The following is a 12,709-nucleotide window of genomic DNA, read 5'->3' on the forward strand; positions in this document are numbered from 1 at the left end:
CCTCCTGATCCTTAAGCGAGACGGGCGAAATACGCCCCCCAGGCCGGAATATCGATCTTGTCGCCGTAGTTGTTGCTCGTAAAGCCGTGGCCCGGCAAAGCCTGCCAGTCGCCCGCCGGCAGGGTCACATTGGTTTCCGTCGGCCCCATGTTGAAGACGCAGAGCAGCGTCTCGTTGCCGAATTCACGGGTGAAGACCAGCGCGTCGCCCTGCGGATCCTCGAACTCGATCTCGCCCTTGGCGAAAGCCGGGTACTGCTTACGGAAAGCGATGAAGCGGCGGTAGTGCTCCAGCACGGAATTGTCGTCACCCTGCTGGACACTGACGGCACGCAGGATGTGCTCGACCGGCACCGGCAGCCAGGGCGTGACCGTCGAGAAACCACCCTGGGCGACCTGGCTGTCCCACACCATCGGCGTGCGACAGCCGTCACGCCCCTTGAATTCCGGCCAGAACTGGATGCCGTAGGGATCCTGAAGATCCTGATAGGCCAGATCGGCTTCGGTCAGCGCCAGTTCCTCGCCCTGATAGAGGCAGACCGAACCGCGGAGCGTCATCAACAGCGAGGCGTAAAGTTTGGCGAAGGCGTCGTGGTCGGCGACCAAGGAACCCCAACGGCTGACATGGCGCATGACGTCATGGTTCGAGAAGGCCCAGCAGGCCCAGCCATCGGGAGCCGCGGCACCGAAATCCTTCATAACTTCCTCGACGCGCTCAGGCGTAAGCGGATCGGGCGCCAGGAATTCGAAGGCATAGCACATGTGCATCTTGTCGTTGCCGGAGGTGTATTCACCGACGATTTCCAGACCCCGCTGGCTGTCGCCGACTTCGCCGACAGCGGCGATGGCCGGAAACTCTTCGAGAACCGCGCGGAAGCGCTTCAGGAATTCGAGATTTTCCGGACGGTTCTTGTCGTAGAGATGTTCCTGGAAGTTATAGGGGTTCACGGCGGGAGCCGTCGACGCATTGCGGCGTTCCGGGGCGAGCGCCGGATTGTCGCGCAACAGCTTGTCGTGGAAGTAGAAGTTGATCGTGTCGAGGCGAAACCCATCGACACCGCGCTTCAGCCAGAAGCGGACGACATCGAGCAGGCGATCCTGAACCTCTGGATTGTGCAGGTTCATATCCGGCTGCGAGGTCAGGAAGTTGTGCATGTAATATTGCATGCGCGTCGGATCCCACGCCCATGCCGAACCGCCGAAGATCGACAGCCAGTTATTGGGCGGCGTACCATCAGGCTTGGCATCAGCCCAGACATACCAGTCGGCCTTGGCATTGGTCTTGCTCGTGCGGCTTTCGACGAACCAGGGATGCTGGTCGGAGGAATGCGAGACGACGAGATCGATCATCACCTTGATGCCGAGACGATGAGCTTCGGAAATCAAGGTGTCGAAATCGATCAGTGTGCCGAAGATCGCATCGACATTTTCATAGTCCGAGACGTCATAGCCGAAGTCGCGCATCGGCGAGGTGAAGAAGGGCGAAATCCAGATCGCGTCAGCGCCGAGGCTTGCAACATGCGGCAGGCGGGCCGTGATGCCCTTCAGGTCGCCGATGCCGTCGCCGTTCGAATCCTGGTAGGAGCGCGGATAGATCTGATAGATCACCGCGCCGCGCCACCAGTCCTTGTCGGCGGTCAGAAGGGATTGGGAAGCCACACTCATGGAATATCCTGTTTGAAATTGCGTCTTGGGATGGATCAGCCCCCCTTGACCGACCCCGCCAGCAGGCCGCGCACCAGATAACGCTGCAGCGAGAAGAAGACGAGCAGCGGTATGATGATGGTGATGAAGGCGGATGCCGTCAGGATTTCCCAGTTGCCGCCGCGCGAACCGAGCAGCGCATTCAGCGCTCCGGTCAGCACGAGGTGATCCTTGTCGGTGCCGAGGAAGACCATGGCCACAAGCAGGTCGTTCCACACCCACAGGAACTGGAAGATCGCGAAGGACGCGAGCGCGGGGAAGGAGAGAGGCAATACGATGCGGGTGAAGATCTCGAAGTCGCTGGCGCCATCGACGCGGGCGGATTCGATGATCTCCTTGGGCAGGCCGGAAATATAGGCCCGCAAGAGATAGATGGCGAGCGGCATGCCGAAGGCCGTATGCGCCAGCCAGATGCCGGGATAGGTCTTCGACGGCTGGCCGATCAGGGAGCCGATCTCATTATAGAGGCGCAGCAGCGGGATGAGCGACATCTGCAGCGGCACGACGATGAGGCCGACGACGAGTGCGATCAGCAGCGCCCGGCCTGGGAATTCCATCCAGCTCAGTGCATAGGCTGCGAAGGCGGCAATCAGGATCGGGATGATGGTGGCCGGTATGGTCACCGTCAGCGAGTTGATGAAGGACTGGCCGATGCCCTCGCCGGCGAGAACCGTCTGGTAGTTGCGCAGGGTGAATTCGGGCGGGGCAGATGCCGCGACATAGATGCGGCGCGGACGCTCGTCGGGAGCGAAGGCGGCGTTCTTCATATAGCGATAGCTGCCGTCGCTGTTGATGACGATGCTTTCGCCGTCGCCGAGATCGGCGGTCTGGCCGGCCTCGAAGGCCGAAGGCTGCTGGACGCGCACGCCGAAGGCCTTGACCGAGCGGCCGGGCTGGTCGGCCAGGACATTGCCGGTGATGACGTAGATATCGCCTTCCTGCTTGGCCTGATCGGGCGTGCCGAGACGCGCGGCCACGGTCTGGGTCGAGCCGGCAAAGGCGGTCCACCAGCCGGAGACGGTGATCTGATCCTTGTCGCGCAGCGCGCTGACGAAGATGCCGAGCGTCGGCACCAGCCAGATGATGACGATGACGAGAACGCAGAAGTGAACGAAGAGACGGGCCGGGCCGATCTTGAAGTAGCTTGCAGCTGTGGTCATCTCAGCGTCCCTTCAGTTCGGCATTGGCGCGACGCACGTTCCACACCATGATCGGTGTCACCGCCAGCATGATGATGATGGCGATGACGGCGCTTCGGCCGGAATCGCCGCCGCCGCGGAACAACCAGTTGAACATCAGGTTCGCCAGCACCATGGTCTGCCACTGGCCGTTGGTCATGGTGAGTACGATATCGAAGACCTTGAGAACAAGGATGGTGATCGTCGTCCAGACGACGGCGATCGTGCCCCAGATCTGCGGCACCATGATGCGCCAGAAGATCTGCCAGCCATTGGCGCCATCGATGACGGCAGCCTCGATCGTCTCTTCCGGGATGCCGCGCAGTGCGGCAGAGAGGATGACCATGGCAAAGCCTGTCTGAATCCAAACCAGGATCACCATCAAGAAGAAATTGTTCCAGAAGGGAACGGAAATCCAGACCTCCGGCGTGCCGCCGAATGTCTGCACGATGGCGTTCAGGAGGCCGATCTGCACATCGTTGCCGCCGCGGTATTCATAGATGAACTTCCAGATGACGGAAGCGCCGACGAAGGAGATCGCCATCGGCATGAAGACGATGCTTTTTGCGATATTGCCCCACCAGATGCGGTCGGTCATGACCGCGATGACGAGGCCGAAGAACGTGCAGGCGGCGGGTACCACGGCGAGCCACAGGATGTTGTTGAAGATCGACTGGCGGAATTCGCGGTCGTTAAACGCCCACAGGTAGTTCTGCGCGCCGACGAACTGCTCGCCAGTCCGGTCATAGAAGGACAGGATGAAGGTCGCAACGACGGGATAGACGAGATAGACGATCAGCAGGAAGAGCGCCGGGCCGAGAAACAGCCAGGGGCGGATCATAGCGCGCCGGTTCAGATTGGTTGAGGCCCGACGGATATCACCGTCCTTCACCGGCAGTGCGAGATCGAGGATCTTGTTCGAGAAAAAGAAATAGGCCGAGCAAGCAAAAACGGCTACGACCACGACGCCCAAAGCGGACACTAACTGCGACAGCATTTCGTCCCTCCCCTGCTTCCCTGTCTTATTTTGAAGGGTTAATGCCGGATACCGTCAATATAGCTTAGGTGTTTGACCACAGGATCCAGCACGACCGGGCTCCCCCTCTGGAACCCGGCCGCTCATTCCGTGATGCCGCCGGTCACCCGGCGGCATGGACTGATGGGAAATTACTTGATGCCGTCCCAAGCACTCTGGATTTCGGCTGCGGCGTCCTGAGCGGATTTGCCGCCGACGAAATCGACCATGCCGGTCCAGAACGCGCCGGCGCCGATCTTGCCGGGCATCAGGTCCGAACCGTCGAAGCGGAAGGTGGTGGCCGAGGTCAGGATCTCGCCTTCCTTCTTCATCTGCTCGTTGGCATAGGCGTCGACATTGACGCCCTTATACGGGGTCAGGAAGCTCGATTGCGCCATCCAGAGTTCATGCGCGACTGGCGTCTTCAGGAAGTCGATGAAGGCGCGTGCCGTCGGAGAGTCCTTGGCGATGGAGACCAGCGTGCCTGCACCGAGAACCGGCTTGCCGAGATCGGCATGGGCAGCATAAGTCGGCATGTAGAAGAAGTCGGCATCCGTGCCGAGCTTCGTACCCTCAGGGAAGAAGGACGGAATGAACGAAGCCTGGTGGTGCAGGTAGCACTTCGGCGGAACGGCGAAGAGGCCCTTCGGGCTGTCGCGGAAGTCGGTCGAAGCAACGGCTGCAACGCCGCCGTCGACATACTTCTCGTTCTTGGCGAACTTGCCGAATTCATCGATGGCGGCAACGACAGCCGGGTCGGTGAACTTCACTTCGTTGGTGGTCCATTTGTCGTAGACGTCAGGCTTCTGCGTGCGCAGCATGATATCTTCGACCCAGTCGGTCGCCGGCCAACCGGTCGCGCCGCCAGAACCGAGACCGATGCACCAGGGGACGCCACCGTCCTTGACGATCTGGTCTGTCAGGGCGTGCAGTTCTTCCATGGTCGTCGGGACCTTGTAGCCTGCTTCTTCGAAGTTCTCGGGAACATACCAGACGAGCGACTTTACGTCGGCCTTGTATGGGAAGGCGTAGAAGGCTTCCTTGCCGTCCTTACCCTTATAGGTGCCGTAGCCGACCCAGCTGTCGCCGGCGCCGTAGTTATCCTTGATCCACTTGGAGGTATCGTCGCCGAGCGGCGTCAGGTAGCCCTTGCCGGCGAGATCGGCCAAAAGGCCCGGCTGCGGCAGGACCGCAATGTTCGGCGGGGAGCCTGCCTGCGTATCGATGACGATCTGCTGCTCATAATTTTCGGACGAGGAATACTTGGCGTCGACGCCGGTCGCCTCGACGAAATAAGCGAGAATGCTCTGGAAGAAAGCTTCGTCTTCGCCGCGCCAAGGGCCGAAGATCGTCAGCTGCTGACCCTTCAGGTCGGCATGAGCAGCCTTGAAGTCATCATAGCTCTTCCAGTTGAACTTGGCGTCCTGGCCCGGCGCGAATTTCAGATCCGCGGCCGATGCAGCGCCGGCAAAAAGCGCCACGAGTGCAACGCCCATCAAGAATGTCTTTTTCATGTGATCAACCTCCCATCACAATCCCAACCACGCCGAATTTCATTCAAAGGAAATCTCAAAGCGCTTTGACACGCTAACTGATTCACTTTCGGTGGAATGAAGTCAAGCCATTTCGCGAAAAGCCCTCGAATACAGCCTGATTATCGCGCCGCAGCGAGACCTGATGGGAAATATGGAGCGATTTTTCTTGAGTCAAGCGCTGTAGATGCTACATAATTAAAAGCGCTTTGGGTGCCATGGGAGGCGGAGGGCGTTTGCGGCCACAGGGCAGGCCGGGAGGAAGCATAGCAGGTGAATCTTAAACAGCTATCGGAATTGCTGGGGCTTTCGCAGACGACTGTGAGCCGCGCGCTCAACGGTTACCCCGAGGTCAACGAAGCGACTCGGGAACGCGTGCTTCGGGCCGTCAAGGAAACCGGATACCGGCCGAACAAGGCCGCCCAGCGGCTTGCGACCGGCAAGGCCGGCTCGATCGGCCTCGTCATGCCGACAGCACCCGGCCATCAGTCCGACGTTCATTTCGGCGAGTTCCTGACCGGCCTCGGCGAGGAAGCGGTGCGCCACGACTTCCACTTCGTCATCATGCCCGCCGATCCCGACGACGAGGTTGCAGCATTGCGCCGGCTGGCGATCAGCGGCAATGTGGATGCACTCTTCGTCGCCTATATGCGCGGCCACGATCCGCGGCTCGCCATGCTGAAATCGCTTTCCATGCCCTTCGTCGTGCATGGTCGCTCCTTCGGTTCTGAACCGGATTATCCCTATCTCGACATCGACAACGAGGGTGCCTTCTACGATGCTGCGAGACTTCTCTTGCAGCTCGGCCATACGCGCTTTGCAATGATGAACGGGCCGGCGCATCTCGATTTCGCCATTCGCCGCAGGAACGGCCTCATCGCAGCACTCGCCGAACGCGGGCTGGAGCTCCCGGAGGACTGCACGAGCCACACGGTCATGACGGATGAGGAAGGGCTGATTGCCATGGAGCGCTTTCTGCAGCTTCCGGATCGGCCGACTGCCATCCTATGCTCCAGTACGGTTCTGGCACTCGGCGCGATCCGGGCCGTCAATCAGGCCGGGCTCAAGCTTGGCGAGGATATTTCGCTGATCGCCCATGACGACGTGTTGCCGCTACTGAAGCCGGAAAACTTCTCCGTGCCGCTGACGACGACCCGCTCGTCGCTGCGCGCTGCGGGCGTGCGCATTGCACAGAGGCTCATCGGCACGGTCAAGCAGGCCGGTCCCTTCCCCGAACAGGAACTCTGGAAGACCGAACTGATCGTCAGGGCCTCGACAGGCCCTGCCCCGTAAGACGATCAGAAACTCGGCGGCGTAAGCCCAACCGAGCGATGGGCAGCAATCACCGTATTGGCCATCAGCATGGCGATCGTCATGGGACCGACGCCACCCGGAACCGGCGTGATGACTGCGGCAACCGGAGAAACCTCCGCAAAGGCGACATCGCCGACGAGGCGGGTCTTGCCCTCGCCGCGCTCGGGTGCTGCGATGCGGTTGATGCCGACGTCGATGACGGTGGCGCCGGGCTTGACCCAATCGGCCCTGACCATTTCCGCACGGCCGACGGCGGCCACCAGGATATCGGCGTTGCGGCAGATTTCGGCGAGGTTCTTCGTGCGCGAATGAGCGATGGTGACCGTCGCATTGGCATTGAGCAGAAGCTGTGCCATCGGCTTGCCGAACAGGTTGGAGCGGCCGATGACGACCGCGTTAAGGCCCGAAAGATCCTCACCGTGGGTGCGACGGACGAAAACCATGGCGCCGGCCGGCGTGCAGGAGACGAGGCCCGTCTTCAGGTCGCCGGTCGCGAGCTTGCCGGCATTGACGACACTCAAGCCGTCGACATCCTTTTCCGCCAGGATCGACTGGATGATCGACTCGCTGTCGAGATGTTTCGGCAATGGCAGCTGCACGAGAATGCCATGGATCGAGGGATCGGCGTTGAGCGAGGCGACGAGCGCTGCAAGTTCTTCCTGCTTCGTCTCCACCGGCAACGTGTGCTGGATGGATTTGAACCCGCATTCCTTGGCCATGCGGCTCTTCGAGCTGACATAGGTATGGCTCGCCGGATCGTCGCCGACGATGATGACTGCAAGCCCGGCCTTGATGCCTTTGGCGGCTTCAAGTGCGGTATTTGCCGATTTCACGGTTTCGATTACGGAAGCGGCAACCTGCTTGCCATCGATTACAGTCGTCACGCGTCTTCTCCGCCTAGTTTCGCGCCAGTCTATTCGCCCGCGGCGGGAATGATTTCCCGATAACGCCCTATCCCGTTTAAAAGCGGCAAATGCAAGAGCAATCCTACGGACAGGCTCTCGCTTAAAGCGAGGCCTGGTAGGCGTGAAAACGATCGCGCAGGCTGGCGATCTGCGAACGCAGCACATCGACTTCGTCAGCCGCCTGCGGGACCAGCACCAACGCCGGAACCTGCGCAAGTTCAGGCGCGGGGGCAAAGACTGGAGCCTCGACAGGAACTTGGACCGGCACGTATTCGGGTTGCCGGCGGAAGAGACGCAGCAAGAAAGCCATACCGAGGCCGAGCGCCAGACCGGCAAGGGCCCCGATCAGCGAATGGACACCGAAGCCATCGTTACCGGACGCCGGCAGCGCAAGGACGGGCTTGCGCACCGTCACCCGGCCATCACCGATGGCACCCGTCGCGGAAACCTCCTCTTCCAGGCGCGAGCGGGCGGCAGACGCCTTTTCGCGCAGTTGGGTCAGCTTGGCGAGATCGACGCCGGTATCGCGGCTCTGGGCAATCAGCGCGTTGCGACGATCGCTGAGTTGCTTGCGCGCATCCACGGCAGTCTTGGCTGCCGCATTTGCGTTCTGGGCGAGGCGCGCCAGTTCCTTGCCGATGCTGTCCTTCAGACCATCGATCTCGGACTGCTGCTGCAGCAGGCGCGGATGGCGCGGCCCGAGGTCCGCCGAAAGCTGCGCCATCGCGGTCTTGGCGAGCGCGTATTTGTCGCGCAGGTCCTGCAGGGCGGGCGAGATCATATCCGGAGCGAGCGAGCCTTCCAATACGTCCGCGAGCTTGGCGGCCTTCAGCCTGTCGGCCTGCTCCTTGGCGGCCAGGATATTGTCGTCGGCATTCTTCAGATCGGCATCGAGCCCGGCGATCTGGCGCTGCAGTTGCGTCGCGACCTTGACGTTGCCCTCGCCGTTCTTCTGGTTGAAGGCCGTGAGCTCTGCCTGAGCCTGATCATTTTCCTTCTTCAAGGCAGTGGCCGCCTCGGCCGCCTTGCCTGCGGCGCTTCCGCCGGTCACTGCATCGGACAGGCGCATGGCGATGCGCGTCGACTTGTCGGCATCCCCTGTCGTTACCATCAGGCGGATCGTGCCAGTTCGGTCGTCGGGAATAACCGCCACGGCAGATTTCAGCGCGGCCTCTGCGCGCGATGCCGGATCGGCGGCTGCACCGCTGCCGGAAAGAAGATCGAAGGCGACGCCAAGCGCATTGGCGCTGCTACCGGCAAATTCCGGATCGCGGTCCAGCTTCAATACCGCAACAGCAGAGGTAATGACCGGTACCGACGAGAGCCTTTTGACCGTATCCCCAACGAGCGCTGCGCGGTTGCCTGCGCCTGCATCCACGGCAAGCGTCGCTTCTGCGGTGTAAAGCGCCGGTGAGGATGGCGTCAGGATGGGAGTGGCAGCGCCGCCAAACGAGAGGGCAGCCACAATGAGAGCGCTTCTTTTCCAGTCCAGGCGCCGCGCTTCGCGCGAAACAGTCGAAATGGGCGCTTTTTCGACAGGAGCAACATGATGAAGCTGGGCGAGCTGCGTCGTCGGCTCCGGCGCAGGGCGAGAGGGTTCAGAAACGGGAGCCGAGGTTATATCGTTTGCAGCCTGCAGGCGCGAACCGAGGATCGTTTCGATCCGGTCCACCAGCGGTTCAGTCTGCCGCGCTTTCGTGCGCTGTTCGTCGAGCAGCCGGCCTATGGCGCGCAGCAGTTCGGCTTCAGAAGGATGGATCTCCGGCGGAAATGGGCTCTTTTCGGCATGACTTTGCCGCTGGCCGCGCGACGGGGCGGTTGCGCGATCATGGAAACTGTTTTTCGCCCTGGAATCGTGCATTGGCGTCACATCTCATGCGCATGGTGGCCGAGTTCGCTCAACCGCGCTGACGCGGATGATTAAGCTACTCTAAATATACATGGCAAAGAAATGGTTAACCGGAGCCTGCAGAAATCTGTAATCAGCCGACTTTCTTTATCTGCTCGATTCTCTTTTGTTCGCCTACGGTGTGCGTCGCGGCCACCCGTTCATCCGGCTGACTGAGAATACGCGCACGGCGGTTGAAGCGGTACTGGAAGACCCGGAAGAGGAAGACCGGAATACCGAGAATATAGCGGCGCCAGAGGCGTCCCGGCTCCTGAACCAGGCGGTAGGCCCATTCCAGACGCATCATGCGTACCGTCTTCGGTGCACGTGGCACAGTGCCCGAGACGAAATCGAAAAGCGCGCCAACCGTCAGAACGAGACGTGCGTGATCGGCGCGGATATTCTGGTGAACCCATTTTTCCTGCAGCGGCGTGCCCATGCCGACGATGAGGATATCGAGTTTCTGGCGCTCCACCTCGGCGATAACGGGTTCGGGATCGGTCTGGTCGAAAAAGCCGTCGGAGATGACGAAGAACTCGTGCCAAGGTGCGTGCTTGGAAAAGTTCTCAGCCGCCTTCTCCACGACCGCACGCGCGCCACCGATAAGGCCGATACGGCGCGGCGTTTCCATGAAGGTCAGGAAGGCCGGCACGAAATCGGTGCCGTTCAGATTGGCGGGGAAGGGCGAACCATGCGTGACCTGGGAGGCGATATTCAGGCCGATGCCGTCAGGCAGCACAAGGTTGTGCGACATGATCTGATAGTAATCATCGTCACGCAGGGCCGTCAGCATGTTGTGGGCGTTGACGAAGCAAACCACGGTCTGCCCGACGGGGATGGAAGCCAGTTCGTTGATGAAAACCAGCGCGTCGTCCCAGCCGAGATCGCAGACCGGCAGATCGAAAATCGTCCGCCGCGATGCAAGCACCGCGAAGTTTGCAATCAGATTCATTCCAACCTCCTGCCGAGGGTGCGTCATACGCCCGACATCCCGGAAAATAAGCCCACGTTTCCGCAGCGGAGGTCTTGTGACCAGCAGCGTCCTGCCTGAGGCGACCTCCCCCAACTCGTGGCGGCGTCCTCCCAAGCTTGTGCCGTGTTTGTATCAGGTCGGTTTCAAACAACCCTTAGGAAAGAGTATTGGATTTTCATTCGCGTATAAGTGGTTTATTAACCAAGGCGAGAAAGCAGAAACGGCGCCTTTCGGCGCCGTTTTCAACTGACCGGTAGATGAAGATCAGTGACCGGAGGACGGAGCCGGCGTTTCGGTCGCAGGCGCAGTCTCGACGATCTTGACCGGTGCGCCGACCTTCTGCGGCTTGTTGCCGGAATTTTCCTTCACGTCTTCCTTCGGCAGATAGTCGAGCTGTTCGAGCATGACTTCGGCCACATATTCGCCACCGAGACGCTCGTTCATGCCCTTCTTGATCTCCTCGCGAAAAGCCCCTGGATCGAAGGTCTTGATGTTGGAGACATCGACCATCTTGTTGCCGACGAGCAGGCTGAACAGTTCGTCGGTCGTCATCTCCGTGATTGGCAGGTTAAGGCCCGCGATCATGTCCTTGTGCATCATGAACGAGATGCGGCCGAGGAAATAACCGTTGACCGCACCGTTGCCGATGACAGGCACGGTGATCGTCTCGCCCTTCACCAGCTCGAGCGCGCTTTGCTTGGTAGCCGATTCAACCGGCGCCGGCGCAGTCGCCGTGGTCACCGAGAAATAGACCGATGCCAACGTGACGGCGCAGACCCAGACACCGGTAAGGACGAGCTTGATCATCAGGCGTCCCGCGCGACAAACTGTTCCTGGGAATAGGTGCCGTCAGCGTCGGCATCCTGTACGGCATTCTTCAAAAGATCGGCAACCGCGCGAACCGCTTCGAGATGCGCTTCGACGCGACGGGCGTTCAGCGTAAGCTTCTTCTTGAGGCCGTGAAGCTGATCCAGATGCGAAGCGGCAAGTTCGGCCGGATCGGTATCGCGGAAGAGCATCGAGAGCTCGTACAGGCACCGGCTCTTATGCGCATTGGAGACCTTGAGATCGAACTGCGGATCGCTGCCGATCCGGGTGTTCTCATTGTCGATTATCATTTCGAGGCGCCCGAGAACGGATTTGATCCTGTATTCGTTCGAAACTATTTCCATTTTATCCTCGATTATGCGTCGCTTGTTGCGGACTTATTGTCGGCAGTCGGAGTACCGAAGGTCTTGCGCTGAAATTCGTCGATCATGCTCATCGCAGTCTTGCGGTCGTCTTCATTCGTGGAGGCGTTGACGATCTTGCCCTCCTGGCGATGCAGCTGTTCGGAATACATCTGCTTGGCAATACCGATGCCGTCGCCCTTGGCCATGACGTTGCCGAGTTGCTCGGCCATCATGCCCTTCCAGATGTCGCCCGTGGCGCCCTTGCCGAAGACATTCTCGGCATCGCTCGGCAGCATGGACTTCACGAAGTTCTGCAGAACCATGGCCTCGAACTTCCGGTAGGTTTCCGGCACTTCTTCGGTCTTGGTACGGTTCTGAATGTTGTTCAGGCCGCTCCTCTGCTTGACGTGGTCGAGAATGTCGACTGCGGAAGAAAAGCCGTTACCGCTGTCGGCGAGGCTCGTTGCAGCAAAGGCTGCGCGGTTGGCCTTGAGCTTTTCCTGGGCAGCCTGAACCTCCATGGGGTCGGCCGCCTTGACGACGTCCATCACCAGATCGCTGGGGGGTGAAATAGCCACGTTACAATCCTCTAATGTAAGATCGTGGCGATTATTATTTTTGAAGCTTGCTGGAGGCTGGCGTTGCGAATTGCTGATCGATTACGTCGTAGACGGCATTGTCATCTGCCTCGCGACGCTCTGCCTGGAGGGCATCGAGCATGTTTTCTTCAAGCCGGTCGCCCTTGGCTCGCTCGCGCGTCAGGCGCATTTCGTGCACCTGCTGCATACCGGTCAACTGCTGGTCCTTAATGCTCAGCCTGCCGAATCGGTCGGCATAGCTCTGCGAAAAAGCGCGATGGACAGGATCCAGCGACCCGAGCGCGAGAATGGCGACATCCATGGCTACATTGACGTCGGCGCGCTGGCGGCTGGTTTCTGCGAGATCATATTCCGCCATCTTTTCAAGATGCCGCTGCACCGCGACCAGACGCTTGAGCTTGTCGGAACGCTTCTTCTCGATCATCGCCCC

General features: G+C 60.2%; 12 protein-coding genes. 1 reads left to right on the forward strand and 11 read right to left on the reverse strand.

Annotated features, from left to right (window positions below):
• Window positions 1-11 precede the first annotated feature (11 nt).
• The 4 genes from bglA to AC1DUP_RS31875 form a co-directional block, all read right to left on the reverse strand.
• Window positions 12-1,664, reverse strand: coding sequence for a beta-galactosidase BglA (gene bglA / locus AC1DUP_RS31860; protein WP_477836729.1), 1,653 nt, complete (start codon window positions 1,662-1,664; stop codon window positions 12-14).
• 35 nt (window positions 1,665-1,699) lie between these two features.
• Window positions 1,700-2,863, reverse strand: a complete 1,164-nt coding sequence (locus AC1DUP_RS31865; RefSeq protein WP_113510076.1) for a carbohydrate ABC transporter permease — start codon at window positions 2,861-2,863, stop codon at window positions 1,700-1,702.
• Window position 2,864: 1 nt separating this feature from the next.
• Window positions 2,865-3,878, reverse strand: a complete 1,014-nt coding sequence (locus AC1DUP_RS31870) for a carbohydrate ABC transporter permease (RefSeq protein WP_477836730.1) — start codon at window positions 3,876-3,878, stop codon at window positions 2,865-2,867.
• Window positions 3,879-4,048: 170 nt separating this feature from the next.
• Window positions 4,049-5,410 (reverse strand): ABC transporter substrate-binding protein, encoded by a 1,362-nt coding sequence (locus AC1DUP_RS31875; RefSeq protein ID WP_477836731.1) that lies wholly within the window; start codon window positions 5,408-5,410, stop codon window positions 4,049-4,051.
• Window positions 5,411-5,701: 291 nt separating this feature from the next.
• On the opposite strand from AC1DUP_RS31875, the gene AC1DUP_RS31880 reads away from it, so the two are divergent.
• Window positions 5,702-6,721, forward strand: a complete 1,020-nt coding sequence (locus AC1DUP_RS31880; protein ID WP_477836732.1) for a LacI family DNA-binding transcriptional regulator — start codon at window positions 5,702-5,704, stop codon at window positions 6,719-6,721.
• A gap of 5 nt (window positions 6,722-6,726) precedes the next feature.
• Here the strand turns inward: AC1DUP_RS31880 and folD are convergent, their stop codons facing one another.
• The 7 genes from folD to AC1DUP_RS31915 form a co-directional block, all read right to left on the reverse strand.
• Window positions 6,727-7,626, reverse strand: a complete 900-nt coding sequence (folD, locus tag AC1DUP_RS31885) for a bifunctional methylenetetrahydrofolate dehydrogenase/methenyltetrahydrofolate cyclohydrolase FolD (RefSeq protein ID WP_477836733.1) — start codon at window positions 7,624-7,626, stop codon at window positions 6,727-6,729.
• Between the two features lie 121 nt (window positions 7,627-7,747).
• Window positions 7,748-9,508, reverse strand: coding sequence for a GumC domain-containing protein (locus tag AC1DUP_RS31890; protein ID WP_477836734.1), 1,761 nt, complete (start codon window positions 9,506-9,508; stop codon window positions 7,748-7,750).
• A 121-nt stretch (window positions 9,509-9,629) separates the two neighbouring features.
• Window positions 9,630-10,487, reverse strand: coding sequence for a WecB/TagA/CpsF family glycosyltransferase (locus AC1DUP_RS31895; RefSeq protein WP_477836735.1), 858 nt, complete (start codon window positions 10,485-10,487; stop codon window positions 9,630-9,632).
• Window positions 10,488-10,772: 285 nt separating this feature from the next.
• Complete coding sequence (locus tag AC1DUP_RS31900; protein WP_113311562.1) at window positions 10,773-11,315, reverse strand: hypothetical protein; 543 nt, start codon at window positions 11,313-11,315, stop codon at window positions 10,773-10,775.
• Complete coding sequence (locus AC1DUP_RS31905) at window positions 11,315-11,680, reverse strand: hypothetical protein (RefSeq protein ID WP_113300728.1); 366 nt, start codon at window positions 11,678-11,680, stop codon at window positions 11,315-11,317. Before AC1DUP_RS31905 ends, AC1DUP_RS31900 begins: the two co-directional genes overlap by 1 nt.
• Window positions 11,681-11,691: 11 nt before the next feature.
• Window positions 11,692-12,258: a rod-binding protein gene (locus AC1DUP_RS31910; RefSeq protein ID WP_113300729.1), complete on the reverse strand. Its 567-nt coding sequence runs from the start codon at window positions 12,256-12,258 to the stop codon at window positions 11,692-11,694.
• Between the two features lie 34 nt (window positions 12,259-12,292).
• Entirely contained in the window at window positions 12,293-12,703 is a 411-nt protein-coding gene (locus AC1DUP_RS31915) for a hypothetical protein (RefSeq protein WP_113300730.1), read from the reverse strand.
• Between the last annotated feature and the right edge of the window lie 6 nt (window positions 12,704-12,709).

It is taken from the genome of Rhizobium sp. 01L419, assembly GCF_056400025.1.